This window comes from Paenirhizobium selenitireducens ATCC BAA-1503, assembly GCF_900492185.1.
GTDB lineage: Bacteria > Pseudomonadota > Alphaproteobacteria > Rhizobiales > Rhizobiaceae > Allorhizobium > Allorhizobium selenitireducens_A.
In genome coordinates this window covers 196612-213496 of record NZ_UEYP01000005.1, presented here as the reverse complement: position 1 = coordinate 213496, position 16885 = coordinate 196612, and the positions used below count along the sequence as shown (strand labels likewise).

The 16885-nt window shown below is 62.1% G+C and carries 9 protein-coding genes; 5 read left to right on the top strand and 4 right to left on the bottom strand.

Annotated elements, in window-relative coordinates; all coding sequences use genetic code 11:
- Positions 1–2 precede the first annotated feature (2 nt).
- The 3 genes from RHIZ70P_RS11325 to RHIZ70P_RS11315 form a co-directional block, all read right to left on the bottom strand.
- Entirely contained in the window at positions 3–662 is a 660-nt protein-coding gene (locus RHIZ70P_RS11325; RefSeq protein ID WP_115670408.1) for an ABC transporter ATP-binding protein, read from the bottom strand.
- Positions 659–1429: an ABC transporter permease gene (locus RHIZ70P_RS11320; RefSeq protein ID WP_115670407.1), complete on the bottom strand. Its 771-nt coding sequence runs from the start codon at positions 1427–1429 to the stop codon at positions 659–661. The genes RHIZ70P_RS11325 and RHIZ70P_RS11320 overlap by 4 nt, the downstream gene beginning before the upstream one ends.
- A gap of 204 nt (positions 1430–1633) precedes the next feature.
- Entirely contained in the window at positions 1634–2656 is a 1023-nt protein-coding gene (locus RHIZ70P_RS11315) for a hypothetical protein (protein WP_147293990.1), read from the bottom strand.
- Between the two features lie 322 nt (positions 2657–2978).
- On the opposite strand from RHIZ70P_RS11315, the gene RHIZ70P_RS11310 reads away from it, so the two are divergent.
- The 3 genes from RHIZ70P_RS11310 (at position 2979) to RHIZ70P_RS11300 (ending at position 12791) form a co-directional block, all read left to right on the top strand.
- Complete coding sequence (locus RHIZ70P_RS11310) at positions 2979–10535, top strand: type I polyketide synthase (protein WP_115670405.1); 7557 nt, start codon at positions 2979–2981, stop codon at positions 10533–10535.
- Between the two features lie 18 nt (positions 10536–10553).
- Positions 10554–11933, top strand: coding sequence for an aminotransferase class I/II-fold pyridoxal phosphate-dependent enzyme (locus RHIZ70P_RS11305; protein WP_115670404.1), 1380 nt, complete (start codon positions 10554–10556; stop codon positions 11931–11933).
- A 66-nt stretch (positions 11934–11999) separates the two neighbouring features.
- On the top strand, positions 12000–12791 hold the full coding sequence (locus RHIZ70P_RS11300; protein WP_115670403.1) for an SDR family oxidoreductase: 792 nt from the start codon (positions 12000–12002) through the stop codon (positions 12789–12791).
- A 12-nt stretch (positions 12792–12803) separates the two neighbouring features.
- Here RHIZ70P_RS11300 and RHIZ70P_RS11295 read toward each other — a convergent pair whose 3' ends face one another.
- Positions 12804–14093 carry a capsule biosynthesis protein gene (locus tag RHIZ70P_RS11295; protein WP_115670402.1) on the bottom strand — a complete coding sequence of 430 codons (1290 nt, stop codon included), beginning with the start codon at positions 14091–14093 and terminating at the stop codon, positions 12804–12806.
- A gap of 159 nt (positions 14094–14252) precedes the next feature.
- Here RHIZ70P_RS11295 and RHIZ70P_RS11290 point away from each other — a divergent pair, with 159 nt between their 5' ends.
- A complete protein-coding gene (locus RHIZ70P_RS11290) occupies positions 14253–15518 on the top strand; it encodes a capsule biosynthesis protein (RefSeq protein WP_235842211.1) in 1266 nt (421 codons plus the stop codon).
- Between the two features lie 124 nt (positions 15519–15642).
- Positions 15643–16815 carry a polysaccharide biosynthesis/export family protein gene (locus tag RHIZ70P_RS11285; RefSeq protein WP_115670401.1) on the top strand — a complete coding sequence of 391 codons (1173 nt, stop codon included), beginning with the start codon at positions 15643–15645 and terminating at the stop codon, positions 16813–16815.
- Positions 16816–16885 lie beyond the last annotated feature (70 nt).

Genomic DNA, 16885 nt, shown 5'->3' with positions numbered 1-16885 from the left:
TGTCAGCTATCCTTCATGTTCTTGTCGTGGGCGCGGATCGCATCCTCAACGTCATCGAAATAAGTCAGTTTGCCTTTTTCAAGCACGATACCGCAGTCGCAATATTCCCGGATCGTCGCCGTGCTGTGCGATACCATGACGACATCGGAATCGACGAGGCGGGTTTGAAATACCTCACTGCATTTCTTCTTGAAATTGGCGTCGCCCACCGCCGTGATCTCATCGACCAGATAATAGTCGAAACTCACACCCATACTCAAGCCGAACGCCAGACGTGCCTTCATGCCGGACGAGTAGGTTGCCACGGGCGATCGGAAGAACGCGCCAAGTTCGGCAAACTCGGCGACATAGTCGATCAGCTTCTCGGAATCGACGCCGTAAATCCGCGCCACGAAGCGCACATTCTGCTCGCCCGTGAGATTGCCCTGGAAGCTCCCCTGGAAGCCGAGAGGCCAGGAAATGTTCCCCTCGCGGACAATGCGTCCGGCATCGAGTCGGATCGTCCCGGCGAAGAGGCGCAGAAGGGTCGATTTCCCGGCGCCGTTTCGGCCAAGCAGTCCGACGCTGCGACCGCGCTTGAGGACTAGGGAAACGCCGTCAAGAATCGGCTTTCTGGTGCCGCGTGCATACACAAATTTGGAAGCCTGCTCTAACCTGATCATTCGTTACGTAGCGTCCTGGTAGAAAACGTGAACAGAATCATACCGGCAAACAACGCACAAAACACCCAGCTATAGAGATATTCCGGACTGAAACTCGCGGCGCGATATTCCGGATAAAAGCCTCGCCGGAAGAGTGTCACCACATGGATGATCGGATTCAGCAGAATGATCTCCCTGAAGGGGTTCGGCAAAGCCTCGGGGAGAAACACAACCCCCGACAACAGGAAGAGCGGGCGGCTGACGATATGAAACACGCTCTCGTACAGCGGGTATTTCAGGAACAGCACCGTATTGACTAGGCTGGCTCCGAGCGCCAGGAGACTTCCCAGCAACGCTGCTTCGATGATGAATTCCCATTGGGGCCGCAGGGGGGTGTGAAGCGTGCTGCCGATGGCGGAAAATACGATCAAGCCGATCAGGACCGTGGTACCCATCTGAAGAATGTAACGGGCGACCACGGTATCGATCGGTGCGACATTCGGGTAGCTCAACAACGATTTGTTGGCCTTCAACGCGCCACTCACCTGACTAAGAGTCGCCAGATAGAATTGAAAGCCGATATAGCCGGTGGCGAAGAACAAAGGAAAACTCTCACCTAGCGGCGGGGCGTGTGCGATGGCGCTGAAAATTAAGGTCATCAGCATGACGTGAGCGGCGGGGTCGAGCAGCGCCCATATGTAACCACCCGGCTTGTTTCCGAATCGTGCCGACATCTCGCGCATCAACAGTGCAGCAACGATCCTGAGATGTGTCTTTATATACACGATTGCTCCTGCAGATCCCGAAACGCTTGACCTAGGTCGCTTGCGAGACGACGTGTCTCATACGGGTGGACTATCCATCATGCCTTTGTGGCAAAATAGGGCTCGCAGAGCGTATTGCTGCACTTCGAGGCTTGTCGCAAGTCTTCTTTGTGCCGCCGAGTTCGCGACCTATAGCCACGCCTGCCTCGGCAGGACCCAAGATCGAACCTAGACAAGCGCCGGTTCTCTTGCGGCGAGAGCCTCCAGCAGCATGCGGCCCTGGGCAAGCGGATCGACATCGGATTTCAAGAATCCCACAATGTCAGCCACATCGCCCGCGATTTGGGTCGTCTTCGCCAGGCCGAAACCGCGCTCGAGCAAATAGCCTTGCTTCTCGCCGAACTCAAACGGAATTGAGCCCTCGCTGCGAACTGGCTTGCGAAAATGGGTTAAGGCGAAGAGCCGTTTCCATTCCTTGCGGAGTGCCTTCGAAACTTTTGTGTCGCTGCCTTTGAAGCAGACGGGGCCAGAAGCTTCGTCGATCCAGTGCACAATGGCCAAGAGAAAGGGCGAGCCGTTTATAACTCCGCCGCCACCCTCTCTCAAGGTCGTAACTTCGTGCTTCGCGAACGATGTGCCTATTGTCCGCACCTCGCCGTTAAAATACTCGATATCACTTCTTGGTACTGCAGTAATGATGGGCGCCTCGACCAATATCTCACGCCGAGGCTTCTTTGGGATGGCATTGCACAAGAACTCAAGAACTTTCTCGGCCATGACGATCTGGTATTCGGGTGTCAGGTGACCCCAATCCGCGAAAATCTCGTCCACGCCAATGCCGGTCTGGACGAGCCTCTGTACCATTGCGAACGCATCAATATACTCGATGTCGTAGTGTTCGCAGATCCCCGTGCATATGGAGTAAGCGTCAGTGGCTTTCCCTTCCAGCGCGAAAGCCTTTTGAGGTAGGAACAGGCAAATCGGTGTGCACCGGGCGTCTTCTGTCGCGAAATGCCGAAGTAATCCCGCATAAGACGCGGCCAAATAATCGCGGGACAGATTGCTTATGTCGAGAAATTGCTGATCGTTTACCGTGAAGTCCAGAAGGGCGAAATCAAAATTCTCCACAACATTTTCTCTTGGAATAATAAAACTTCCGTAGAGAGAAGGACTTGCTCCAAGCGAAAGATTCTCAATTTCCCAATGTTCAGGGACGATTTTCCTGAGCGCGTTCGCCCATCCGTGGGTCATGACTGAATTTGACGTTCCGATAATGGCTATTCGCATTTTTCCGACGGGTCTCTGAACTGTTTAGCTCTTCATAACTCAACCATTGTCGGGCGTCTACGACCGCATTTGCGCATTTGCACTCGTTCCAATAGTGATACCGTGCTCGTTGGCTATGCGATCGGGGGATTTCTTCGGGACTGGCCGTCGAGCGTGCCTTCGCTATGCGATAAAGCCGTGATGCAATTGACGCTGTACCGCCGCTTGGCTAAGGGGGATGCGGGATGCTTGTTGAAGCGCCGAGGTTGTCGTGCCCTAAACCAATGAAACTCTGCGATTGAAGTATATGACAGTAGAAGTAATCGGGCGCGCATGCGCCGCACCTGGGGCCGGATCGCCTGAAGCGCTGTTCGAGATGATGCGGGCGGGTGTTTGTGCGGTCACGAGTATTCCAGGCGATCGCTGGGACCGAGCGCGGTTCTGGCATCCGCAGATGGGCGTTCCGGGCAAATACTATACCGACGCTGCCGGCGTACTGGAGCATATCCATGCCTTCGACCCGGCCTTGTTCGGCATTTCACGTCGCGAAGCCACCTTCATGGATCCGCAGCAGCGGCTCCTGCTGGAGTTGACCTGGCGGGCCCTCGAGGATGCCAATCTGCCGGTTGCCAGCCTGCAGGACGAACGCGTTGCCGTCTATGTCGGAGCATCCAGCCTCGACCATGCCAATCTGTCGGTCGAGGATCCGGCAGCCCCCGGTCCCTACTTCATGACCGGCAATACGCTCTCGATCGTCTCCAACCGTATTTCCCACGTCTTCGGTCTGAAGGGTCCGAGCCTGACGGTCGATACCGCCTGTTCGTCCTCGCTCGTCGCTCTCGACCATGCCGTGCGCGCCATCAATTCCGGCCAGGTCGACACCGCGATCGTCGGCGGCGTCAACATGCTCGTCCATCCGCTGCCCTTCGTCGGCTTCGCTCAGGCCCGCATGCTGTCGCCCGACGGGCTGTGCAAGGCCTATGATAATGACGGTGTCGGCTATGTGCGCGCTGAAGGCGGCGCCGTGCTCGTGCTCCGGTCGTCCGAGCGTGCCGCCCGCGAGGGTGATCGCAGCCGTGCGACCATCGTCGCCTCGGGCGTCAACGCCGCCGGGCGCACCAATGGCATTTCCCTGCCGTCGCGCGAGGCGCAGGCGGAATTGCTGATGTCGATCTATTCCGACGCCATCGATCCCCGCGACGTCGCCTTCGTCGAAGGGCATGGCACCGGGACCAAGGTCGGTGACCCGGCCGAGGTCTGGTCGCTCGGCCAGGTGATCGGCATGCGCCGGGAAGAGCCGGTCTGGATCGGTTCGATCAAGACGAATATCGGCCACACGGAACCAGCTTCCGGCTTGCTGGGCGTAATCAAGGCGATGCTCGCGCTGGAGCACGACTATCTGCCGGCGTCGCTGCATTTCGACACGCCGAACGAAGACATCGATTTCCAGGGCCTGAACGTTCGTGTCGCGCATGAGCCCGTGATCCTCGCCCAGAGCGAGCGCCCGCGCCTCGCCGGCATCAACTCCTTCGGCTTTGGCGGGGCCAACGCGCATGTCGTGATCGCCGACCCTCGGAAGGCCGCAACGACCTCCGCATCGAAGCCGGCGACCGAAGCCTCGCCTCGCCTTCTGATGTTGAGCGCCCACACGGCCGAAAGCCTCAAGACGCTGCTTGCCGCCTATCGCGATCGTCTCGCCGAGACGGAAAGCGAAGAGGAGGCCGCCGCCATCGTCGCGGCCGCGAGCGCCAACCGTTCGGCGCTACGCCACCGCTTCGTCGTTACGGCGGACCGCGCCGAGGCCATCGAAGCGATCGACGCGCATCTCTCCGGTGCCGAATCGCTCGCCGAAACGGGCGAAGCGCTGTCACGCGACCCGAAGGTCGCACTTGTATTCTCCGGCAACGGCGCGCAGTGGGCCGGCATGGGCCTTGAAGCGCTGAGGCACAATGCGTCCTTCCGGAAGGCCTTCGAGCGGATTTCAGAGCTTTTCTCGCACCAGTCTCCGATCGACCTCAAGGCATCGCTGAGCGATCCAGAGCTCGAGAGCAAGCTCAGCGACACCAAGCTCGCACAACCGCTGCTCTTCGCCATCCAGGCTGCCCTGACGGACGCCATGGTCGAGATGGGTCTTCGCCCAACGGCGAGCTTCGGCCATTCGGTCGGCGAAGTGGCGGCCGCCTATGCGGCCGGGGCGCTGTCGCTCGAGGATGCCGTCACCGTCATCGCCAAGCGCTCGCTGCACCAGGACGTGCTGGCCGGCGAGGGCACCATGGCCGCCGTGAAGCTCGGCGAGCAGGCAGCCGTGGAACTGATTCGCTCGCTTGACCTCGAGGACCTCGAAGTCGCGGCGATAAACGCACCCAATTCGGTCACGATCTCCGGCTCCTACGAGAACATCAAACTGCTGCGCGAGCGTGCCCGCAAGCGCAGGGTGGCGGTCCAGCCGCTCGACATCAACTATCCCTTCCATCACCCATTGATCGACCGCTCGCGGGATGCCTTTCTCGCCGACATGCCGGCGATCGCGCCGCGTCGCGGCGACACGGTGTTCATCTCGACCGTCACGGGAACCGCGATCACCGGCGAGGCGCTGACCCCGGAATACTGGTGGCGCAATGTCCGCCAGCCGGTGAAGTTCCAGCAGGCCGCGGAAGAGGCGATGGCACTCGGCTGCAACGTCTTCATCGAGGTGACGCCGCGCGCCATCCTCGGCGGCTATCTCTCCGATATCGCCAAGCAGCGTTCGGCTTCGATCAACTATGTCGGCACGCTGTCGCGCGATGACGGGCATCTGGACAGCGATCCGATCCTCCAGGCCATGGCGCGCGCCGTCGCCTGCGGTGCGGCAGTCGACAGGGCCAAGGTATTCGGCAAGCGCAATGCCTTCGTTTCCCTGCCCGAACTTCCCTTTGAGAGGATCGACCTCCAGCCCGACCGCACCAGCGATCGCGCCGACATCTACGGCCGCGATAGCGAAGTCGGCTACACGCTCGTCGGCTGGCGCATCGATCCGAACGGCGCGACCTGGAAAAACCATATCGATGCCCATCTCTTCCCGGACTTGGCCGAGCACGTCGTCGACGGTCGCTCTATTCTGCCGGGCAGCGGTTTCATCGAGATTGCCGTCTCGGCGGCCAACCAGTTGTTCGGCCAGTCGCGCGTCGAGATCACCAATCTCGAAATCGTTCGCCCGCTCGAGCTCAGCGAAAGCCGCCTGATCGAGCTTTCGACGCTGATTTCGCCCGAGACCGGTGATCTGGAGATCCGATCGCGCGAGCGGTTGAGCGAAGACGACTGGACGATCCACGCGGTCGCCCGGGTGCGCAAGCTCTCCGCGTCCGAGGTGCGTCCGGCCCCCGCCTTTCCGCAGATTGACGTGACCGCCGAGATCGATGCGAAGAAGGCCTATGGCATTGCCGCCAATTTCGGTCTCGACTACGGGCCGCACTTCCAACTGATGCAACAGACCATCTGCCGCGGCGATCGCTTGATCGAGGTGTCGCTTGCCGAACCAGCGACGCCAGCGCATCCGATGCTGCGTTACAATCTGAACCCGGTTTCCGTCGACGCCGTTTTCCACGGTCTGGTCGCCCTGTTCGACCGCTTCAGCGGCGACCATCGCGGCGCACCCTATATTCCGGTGCGCTTCGGCCAGATCCGCATCGACCGAACCGGTGCGACGATCCGCCGGGCGGTGATCGAGATCGACCGGCTGAGCCCGACCTCGATCAAGGCCAAGTTCCATCTGTTCGACGCGGATGGCGAGCGCGTTGCGTCCTTCGAGGACTGCCGTTTCCGTCGTACCTACCTGAAACAGCGCAAGACGCTGGGCGCGCTTTCCTTCCACTACGAGGCGCTGTCTTCGTCGGTGGCGGGGCGGACCTTGCCGTCGGGCGCGGCCGCCGTCTCGGCGGATTCCTGCTTCGCGCATCTGCCGGAAACCGGCCTCGACAACGAGACGCTGTTGTTCAACGCGGCAATCATGCGGGCCCTGCACGACATGACGAGCACGCTTGCGAGCGGCAAGGCGAGCCTCACCTCGGCCGATCTTCCCGACGATCCGGCGCTCCGGCCATTCCTGTTCAATGGCCTGCATCTGCTGGCCGATGCCGGGTTCATCGAGCAGCAGGACGGGGAATGGATCATCGATCCGGAATGTCCCCTGCCGCCGGTGGCCGAGATCCTCGGCGAACTCTACAAGGAATGCCCGGATCGGGCCGTCGAGGCGGTCCTGATCAACGACGTCCATCGCGAAGTCCTCGATCGCCTCGCAGACCGGAGTGCCGGCGCGGGGGCTGCCGATGAAGCCTTGCCGAAGCGCGATCACTTCCTCAGCGAAGCAACCGTCGAGCACCAGGAAATCCATTCGGTCGCGGCCCGGTCGCGAATCGCCATCCTCCTGGACGGCCTGCGCGCCTGGTTCGCCACGCGGCCATTACAGGCAAGCCCGCAGATTCTCGAACTCGGCAGCACCTCGGTGGGCCTGAGCCGGGGGATCGCAGAGATCGCCGCGGACCATGGGGCGCGGCTGGTGATCTACGAGCCGGATGGCGCGCTTCGCCATCGTCTCGAACTCGCTTTCGAAGATCAGGCCCATGTGAAGATCCTTTCGCGCGAGCAACTGCCGAGCCTTGCATCGGCCGATGTCGTGCTCAGCGCAAGCAGCAAGCTTCGCGATCTGGTCGAAACGGATTTTGCCTCGGAGAAGAACGGGGCCGTGTTGGCTGATGCTCAAACTTTGCTGGCCGCCGTCGAGGCGCCTTCCTTGTTCCACGACTTCGTCTCGGGCCTCTCGGACGGCTGGTTTGCCCGCAGCCAGACGGCGGAATTCCCGATCGGTGCATTGGCGACCGCCAGCGATTGGCGTGCGATCCTTTCGAGGATCGGCTTTGACGAGGCGGATGTCGCCCTGCGCGAGATGACCGGCGGTCCGGTCTTCACCATCGAAACGAAGGCCGCAGCCTCCGCTGCGTCCGAGGTCTCGGAAGTCATCGGCACGACGCAGAATCCGGTCCTGCTGGTTCATGACGGACGCGTTGCGACGGATGCCCTGTCCGCCGCGGCCGTGGCCCAGGGGTTCCCGTCGTTCGAGGTCCTTGCCGCAAGCGGCGATCTTGCCGCCGACAAGAAGGCCTTCATCGAACGCTTCGAACGCAATGCGGATGGCCCGCTGGACGTGATCCATCTCTCGCCCGCCGTCGATCCGGCGGTGGACGGCTCTGCCGTGCTGCAGGACAATGTACTGATCCTGAGCGCCTTTGCCCTGGCGCTTGCCGACTATCGTGGATCGCTTCCAAAGGAACCGGCGCCCATCCGGCTTCTGGTGTCGGCACCCGGCGGCGCGCCGGTGGCCGATCGACCGGCCGCCGACCCGGTCAATTCCGGCCTGTGGACTTTCCTGCGCGTTCTGCGCAACGAGTTCGACTTCCTCGACGTGCAGAGCATCGACAGCGGCGCGGCCCGTCGTGATCTAGCCCACTTGCTCGCCGACGTGGCAACCATTTGCGTGCCGGGCGCCGTCAACCGCGAATGGTGCGTCGACCTCGATGGCAGGAGCGTGCTCGAGATGCGCGCCGTTCCGGGCGCCATGCCGGAAACGAACGCCTTCACGGCCAATTTCGATGCCGCCGTCATCCGTCAGCAGACGCCGTCGCAGGTTTCGAGTATCCGCTGGGAAAGCTGTGACGTGCCGGCGATCGGGCCGGACGAGGTTCTGGTCCAGGTCGCGGCAACAGGCCTCAACTTCCGTGACGTCATGTGGGCCATGGGCCTCCTGCCGGAAGAGGCGCTGGAAGACGGCTTCGCGGGCGCCTCGATCGGCATGGAGTTCTCCGGCCGCGTCGTTGCCGTCGGCAAGAATGTCAGCGACCTTTCCATCGGCGATCCGGTAATGGCGATCGCCGCCGCGGCCTTCGCCACCCATGTGGCGGTCGATCGTGCCGGTGTCGCCAAGCTGCCAGCCGGCGTCGATCCGGTCGCGGCGGCCTCGATCCCGGTCGTCTTCCTGACGGCCTATTATGCGATCATCGAGCTTGCCAGGGCACGCCCGGGTGAAACGATCCTGATCCACGGTGCTGCCGGCGGTGTCGGCCTCGCCGCGTTGCAGGTTGCCAAGCATGCCGGTCTCAAGGTCATCGCCACCGCCGGCACGCAGGAAAAGCGGCGCTTCGTCGAAATGCTCGGCGCCGACCACATCTTCGATTCCCGTTCGCTGAGCTTCGTCAACGACGTGCTGTCGGTGACCGGAGGCGAAGGGGTCGACCTCGTGCTCAACTCGCTGTTCGGCGAGGCGATGGAGCAGAGCCTGTCGCTGGTCAAGCCGTTCGGCCGTTTCCTCGAGCTCGGCAAGCGCGACTACTACGCCGACAGCAAGATCGGGCTTCGCCCCTTCCGCCGCAATGTCAGCTATTTCGGCATCGACGCCGACCAGTTGCTCGTGCTTCATCCCGAGCTCTCGAAGCGGATGCTGGGCGAGATCGGGGCGCTGTTCGAGGAGGGTGTGTTCTCGCCGCTGCCCTATCGTGCATTCGATCACGACGAGATCGGCGATGCCTTCCGTCTCATGCAGAATGCCGGCCATATCGGCAAGATCGTCGTCCTGCCGCCGAAGGCCGGGGTGGATCGGGTCGCGTCGCGAGCCAGGCGCAAGATGGTGGTCGACCCGAAGGGCGTTCATCTGGTGGTCGGCGGGATCGGCGGCTTCGGTCTGGTTGCCGCCGAATGGCTGGTCGAGAAGGGGGCGCGTCATGTCGCGCTCTGCTCGCGCCGGGGTGTTGCCGATGCCGAAACGGAAGCGGCGATCGAACGCTGGCGCGCGGCCGGCGTCGAGGCGCATCTCTATGCTTGCGACGTGACGAAGGAATCGGACGTAAAGACGATGCTGGCAACGATCCGCAAGGTCGCTCCGCTAAAGAGCGTCGTCCACGCAGCCATGGTGCTGGACGATGCGTTGATCGGCAATCTCAACCGCGAACGCAACCGGCCGGTCATCGACGTCAAGGCCAAGGGTGCCGCGATCCTCGACCGCCTGACGCGCGCTGACAGCCTGGACAATTTCATCCTGTTCTCCTCGGTGACGACGCTGGTCGGCAATCCGGGCCAGGCCAATTACGTGGCGGCGAACGGATTTCTCGAAGGCCTGGCGCGTGCGCGGCGCTGCGCGGGACTGCCGGGTCTGGCCGTCGGTTTCGGCGCGATTGCCGACGCGGGCTATCTCGCCCGCAACACGGAGATCGGCCAGCGGTTGGATCGCCGGCTCGGTAAGACCGCGATCGGCTCGCGTGAAGCGCTGCAATGCGTCGAGGACTATATCGCGTCCGCGCCCGACAGCATCGAGGCTGCCGTGGTCATGGTCTCGGAATTCGACTGGGGTGCCGCCCATCATCTGCGGGTGGTCGGCGAGAACCTGTTCGAGGTCGTCATGCGTCGCGCTTCGCATCATGCAAGCGGGGCGGAAGGGGGCGAGATCGACCTTGCGGCAATGATCGACGGCAAGACACAGGTCGAGGCGCAGGATATCCTCTTTGATGTGGTCGCGCAGGAAATCGCCAATATTCTAAGAGTGTCACGCGAAAGCATCTCCAAGGACAGCGTCCTCAAGGAAATCGGGCTCGACAGCCTCATGGCCGTTGAACTCGGGCTGAATTTCGAACAGAATACCGGCTTCGACATGCCGCTGAGCAGCCTGGCAGACAATGCCACGGTTGGGGACATCACGCGGCGTCTCTTCGAGAAGGTGAGATCGCGTAGCGATACGGACGAAACGGCGGCCGAAAAGCCGGACGAGCTGCGGATTCTCGACGAACTGAGCCGACGTCACGGCGGAGCCGATCAGGAAGGCAACTCCGATTCCTCGGAGTAAGGGCCTTGGAGCGCTGAAATGGATGAGAGCAAGCGGCAGTTCATATTGAACCGCATGAAGGGGTTGCAGAAGGACGTCGAAGCCGGGCGTCGTGTCCGGACGGAGCACGCCGCGGCGCAGGCGCCGGTGCGCAAGCAGCCGGGCTTCTCCGACCTGCCCGAATATAAGCAGGTGGTGATGCAGCAGCTCGCCGGCCAGCAGATGGGCATGGAAAACCCGTTCTATCGGGCGCATGAGGGCGCAAGCGGCGCCACCGCGCTGATCGGTGGGCGCAGCTTCGACAATTTTGCCTCCTACGACTATCTCGGCCTCAACCATCACCCCATGGTTCTGGCGCGCGCCAGCGAGGCGCTGCAGACTTTCGGCGTTTCGGCTTCGGCAAGCCGCGTGGTGGCGGGCGAACGCACAATCCATACCGTGCTCGAAGAGAAGATCGCCGACGTCTACGATGCGCAGGCCGCGGTCTGTTTCGTCAGTGGTTACCTGACCAATGTCGCGGGGATCAGTTCGCTGGTCGGCCCGAAGGATCTGGTGATCCACGACGAATTCATCCACAACAGCGCGCTGGCCGGCATAAAGCTCTCCGGCGCGACCCGCCGCTTCTTCAAGCACAACGACACTGCCGATCTCGACCGGGTGCTGAAGACGCTGGCCGGCGACTACGAGCGAATCCTGGTGATCGTCGAAGGCGTCTATTCGATGGACGGCGACATTGCCGATCTGCCGGCGCTGTTGCGTCTCAAGGAGCAATACGGCTTTTGGCTGATGGTCGATGAAGCGCATTCGCTGGGCGTGCTCGGAGAGACGGGCCGCGGCGTGTTCGAACATTTCGGCATTGCCGCGGGCGAAGTCGATATCTGGATGGGGACCCTGTCCAAGACCAGCTGCAGCTGTGGCGGCTACATCGCCGGCAGCGAGGCGCTGGTCACCTTGCTGAAGGCCCAGGCCGGCGGCTTCGTCTACAGTGTCGGCCTTGCCCCGGCGCTGGCGGCGGCGGCAATCGCCAGCCTGGAAATCCTGAAGGCAGAACCGGAGCGGACCCACCAGCTGCGCCACAACAGCCGCCTCTTCCTCGACCTTGCGCGCGAGCGCGGTCTCGATACGGGGTTGAGCCAGGGCTATTCGGTTGTGCCGGTGCTGGTTGCCGATTCCCTGCGCGCGGTACAGCTGTCGAACGAATTGCATGCCGACGGTATCAACGTGCTGCCGATCATCCATCCGGCGGTGCCGGAAGGTCTCGCCCGCCTGCGCTTCTTCATCACCAGCGCCCATACCGACGAGCAGATTGCCCGTGCGGTGGATCGTACGGCCGCCATCCTTGGACGTCTCGAGCAGGAGAAATTCGGGCTCGGCTCGTTCGACGCCCGCCAGTTGATGGCGCTGTTCGCCAAGTCCTGAGCCGTCTGCTGCTTGCCGGCTCCTTTTCCACAATTGTGATTCCGGTGAACACGGTCCGAGGTGCCCATGGTCCACGTCGTCATTACCGGAGGCTCGAGCGGGATCGGCCTGGCGGTCGCGCGGCAATATCTCGCGCGGGCGGCCCGCGTCACCCTGATCGGGCGCAGCCGGGAGCGCCTCGAGGCGGCAAGGGCGCTTTTGGTGTCCGAGACCGGGCGGAGTGCGGACGACATCTTCATCGCCAGCCTCGATGTTGCCGACGACGCTGCAGTGCAGGCCGCGCTCTCTGCCGTCGAAGCCGATGTTGGCCCCTGCGATATTCTGGTGACCTCCGCGGGAATGGTCGCGCCTGCGCCGTTCGATGCCCTCTCAGGCGCTGAGTTCAGGCGCCATGTCGACACGAACCTCCACGGCACGGTTCATGTGATTTCTGCCGTCTATGCCGGCATGAAGGCCCGCAGGCGGGGCCGGATCATGATCGTCTCCTCCGGGGCGGGGCTGATCGGCCTTCATGGCTACACCGCCTACTGCGCCTCGAAGTCGGCTCTCATCGGATTCGCCGAGGCATTGCGCGTCGAATCGCGCGGGCATGGAATCGATGTGTCGATCTGCTTTCCCCCCGATACGGATACGCCGCAATTGGCTGCCGAACTGAGACTGCGTCCTCCCGAAGCTGTGGCGATGATGGGCAGTGCCGGACTGTGGAGCGCCGAGGCCGTTGCCCGGCGCATCGTCAAGGGTCTGGACCGGGGGCAGGCGGAGATCTTCTTCACGCCGAGCCTCTACCTGCTCTCCCGCTTTGGCGGAATCGCGAAGCCATGGCTCTATCGCTGGTTCCACCGCAAGCAGAGACGGTGAAGTCCCGCATCGTCACGGGGTGCCCAGTTCGGCCTCGTAGCGAAATGCCGCCGGTCCGGCGGCCCGTTGCGAGAGATGAGGGGACGGAGAGAGGATACGGTCGACCATTTCCCGCGCGCCGCTATCGATCGCCTCCTTGCCGATGAAGCCGCCGCGCACCTGTATGGTGGCAATCAGGGCCCGGGCCAGGGCGTCGGGCATATCCGCTTCCGGGGCTTCGGGATTGGTCCAGAAGGAGGACAGGCTTGCCTGGTGGGTCACGCCGGGTATGTCGTAGACCGAGGCACCGAGGCTGATGACCGGTTTTGCGGCAAGCAGCGCCGTCAGGCCGACGGTCGAATTGACCGTGACCACGCCCTCGGCGCGGGCAATCAGCCGGTCCAGGTCGCCGCCATCGATCAGATCAACCCGTTCGCCGACGCCCTGTGCGTGCGCCATATCGGCGATTTTTCGTCGCCAGTCGCTCAGGCCGTTGTCGATCGGGTGGGTCTTGAACAGGAGGCGTCTGTCGGGTGCTGCGTGGCGGGCGAAGGAACGGATCACTCCCTCCACCAGCCGGTCGAGATCACCAAACGGCGCGTGGATGCGGATCTGGTAGTCGCCGGCCAGTTGCAGCGGGAAGAGGAAGAAGCGAGGGCTCTGTTGTGGCAAGCCCGGCAGGTAGCGGCGCTCGATTGCTTGTGCCTCGCGGCGCCGCCGGCCCGCACTGAAAGCCTTGCCGATCCAGCCGGCATATTCGACGACGGGATGAACGGGGCCATGGGTGCGATAGTTCGGATGGACCATCCAGCCCAGCAGCACATTGGGGACGTGATAGGCGAGGTCCAGCAGGGCATAGGTGAGGAAACTTGAGCGGAAATGCGCGCTGAGATCGGCCGGTGGTCTGTCAGCGGCGATAGCGCGAATCACCCCGGAATCGCGTGGAAAGCGCGATCGCCCGGACATACCGTCCGGCTCGATGGTCAGCCAATCTGGCCTCAGATAACCATGCTCAAACACATGTACGCGAATGCCAAGCCTGTGGGCCACCGCGATCGCGGCGGCATGCTTGGGCCGTCCGTCTCCCAGCATCAGCATGTCGGTGATCTGCCTGTCACGGCAATAGCGCTCGAGATAGTGCGGCCATTGGGCATCCGTGCCCTTGAACCATTCGGCCGTGCGCGGCCACCAGAAGACGCTATCACCAAGGCAGAAATTGATCTTGTGGACCGCCAGTCCGCGCTTCTCCGCCGCGGCGGCGAGACCCCTCAGGAAAGGAGAGGCGGGACCCTGGAGGATCAACAGGGAGAAACGGTGCATCATGGTCACTTGCCGTCTTGTTCGTGGATTGGTCACCACCTATAGTCGCCGCCGTTGCCCAGGTAAAATGTTGGTATTAGTGAAATGGTTCGGAATGCCCCTCTCTGTCCTTAGTGGCTGGTGCGTCTGCTGATGCAACAATCCGGGAAACGATCCTCAGTCTTGTTTCTTCAAGGGCCGCCATCGACGTTCTGGCGGGCGCTAGCTGACGCATTCGAGGCGGCCGGCGCGTCCACCCATCGCGTCAACCTGTCTTTGGGCGATCAGCTTTATTGGCGCAAGCCTGGCGCACTCAACTATCGCGGCTCGTTCAAGCGCTGGCCGGGCTTCCTCGAGGCGCTGATCAAGCGCGAGGGTATCACCGACATTCTCTACTATGCCGACCAACTCCCGTATCACTGTGTGGCACGGGAGATCGGCCAGAGGTTGGGTGTTCGTTGTCATGCGATGGAATTTGGCTATCTGCGTCCCGACTGGATCACCCTCGAACGCGACGGAATGGGCCGCCTGTCGCATTTTCCCAATGATCCCGAGATCATCAAGGCCGTCGGCGGACAGGTTCCGGAGCCGGATATGCATGTGCTCTATCCCCATACCTTCGGACAGGAAGCCTTCAACGAGGTGGTCTACAATCTGACCGCCTATTTCGGGCGCCCGTTCTTCCCGCTCTATCGCGCCGACAAATATTATAATGCGCTGGTCGACTATCTGCCTTGGGTCGTCCGGGCCCTGCAGCGGAAGGCCGGGACCCCGACCGATCTTCTGGAGAACGGTCATGTGCCATTCTATGTGGTGGCGTTGCAACTCCAGAGCGACTACCAGATTCGCGCCAACTCGCCCTATGCGCATCTCTCCGAGATGCTGGAAGAGGTCATCCGTTCCTTCGCCGCCCATGCGCCGGCTGATCATTTTCTGGTCGTCAAGCAGCATCCACTGGATAACGGGCTGGAACGTTGGGGCAAAAGGGTCGCCCATATCGCGAGGCGCTACCAGGTCGAAAAGCGGGTGATCTTCATCGAAGAGGGCAATCTCGTTGCCTTGCTCAAGCGGGCATCGGGCGCTGTCGTGGTGAATTCCACGGTCGGACTTCACAGCCTGAGGGCGCATGTGCCGACGATCGCGCTCGGCTGCGCGGTTTTCGACGTACCCGGGCTCACCCATCAGGGTGCCCTTGACAGTTTCTGGGCGGAACCCGAGCCCGTGGACGATGCCCTACTCCAGAGATTCCTTGCCGCTATGGCCGCCACCATCCAGGTCAAAGGCAACTTCTACCATCAGGAAGGCCGGGTGATCGCCATTCGGGAGATCGTGCGACGCATTCTTGCCCATGAGGTCAACGAACCCGGTGCCTTCATCGATCCGCCTCCGCGCTGGTCTTCACCCAAGGCGTCTCCGCGGCATATCGGCAACAGTGGCGGCAGAATTTGATGGCAGGTATTGGTCAAATTTTAGCTTCCGTAACCTATTGTGGTTCTACGTCTGGAAGTCCGGCTTTTTCCCATGCTAAGGGACATCAGCCGAACGAGAATCTGTCGCGGTCAGGAGTGCCCATTTGAAACGCGTTGTTGTTGTTGCCATCGTATGTGCCGGTCTGGCGAGCTGCGAAGCGGTTCCCGGTGCCGGTCCGCTTGCATCCGATATCAATTCGCAGGCTGGCAAGTCGATCTCCGACGTCCACCGTTCGAACGCGGCCGTCTTTGAAATCGTCGACGTGAATGCGGAAAGCGCGCGCACGGTTGCTGATTTCTCCGTCGGCATGCTGAAGCGCCGCTTTGGTATCGGCGGCGCTGCACGCAATGTCGTGATCGGTGTGGGCGACCAGCTGCGGGTCACCATCTTCGAGGCCGGCGCCGACGGCCTGTTCTCGACCCAGGATTCCAAGAAGACCGATATCGACGTCATCGTCCAACCGGACGGCAAGGCCGCCATTCCTTATGTCGGCCTGGTGCAGTTCAGCGGCCGGACGCTCGAGCAGGCGCGCCAGGCGGTCTTGAGCGCATTGGCCAACAAGGCCGTCGAACCGGATGTCATCATCAGCAGCGGCTCCACCTCGTCCCGCAATGTCACGGTGTCCGGTGCCGTCGGCAAGCCCTCCATGGTGCCGCTCGGACTGTCCGGCGAGACGATCATGGAAGTCATCGCCAAGGCTGGCGGTCCGGCATCGCAGCCTTACGAGTCCTACGTCACGCTGGCGCGTGGAAAGAAGACCGGCACGGTCCTGCTGCAGTCGATCGTCGAGAACCCGTCGGAGAACATCTACGTCGAGCCCAAGGACCAGATTTTTGTCACCCACGATCCGCGGACCTTCACCGCGCTGGGCGAAGTCTGGAAGAACGGCCGCATCCCCTTTGGCTCCAACGACGTGAACCTGCTCGAAAGCATCGCGCTGGCTGGCGGCGGCTCGGACGAGCGGATCGATGCCAAGGGTTACTTCGTCTTCCGTTACGAGGAGCCGGAAATCGTGTCCGACCTGCTGTCGCCCGAGCGTTTCCATGAACTCGTCGCCAAGGGCATGAGGCCGAACAAGGAAGGCCGCTATCCGATCGTCTACCGCTTCGACATGTCTGTGGCCGACAGCCTGATCGTCGGCCAGACCTTCCCGATCAAGAACCGCGACGTGATCTATGCCTCGCGTCACCCGGCAGTCGATATCGCCAAGTTCGTTCGCATGGTTTCCGCGCCGCTCGCAGCGGCCCGCACGGGCCAGATCATGATGAACCAGTAAGGTTCTCGACAAGGGCACGGGCTCTCAAGGGCCACAAAAAACCCGCCGTCACCGGCGGGTTTCTTTTTGC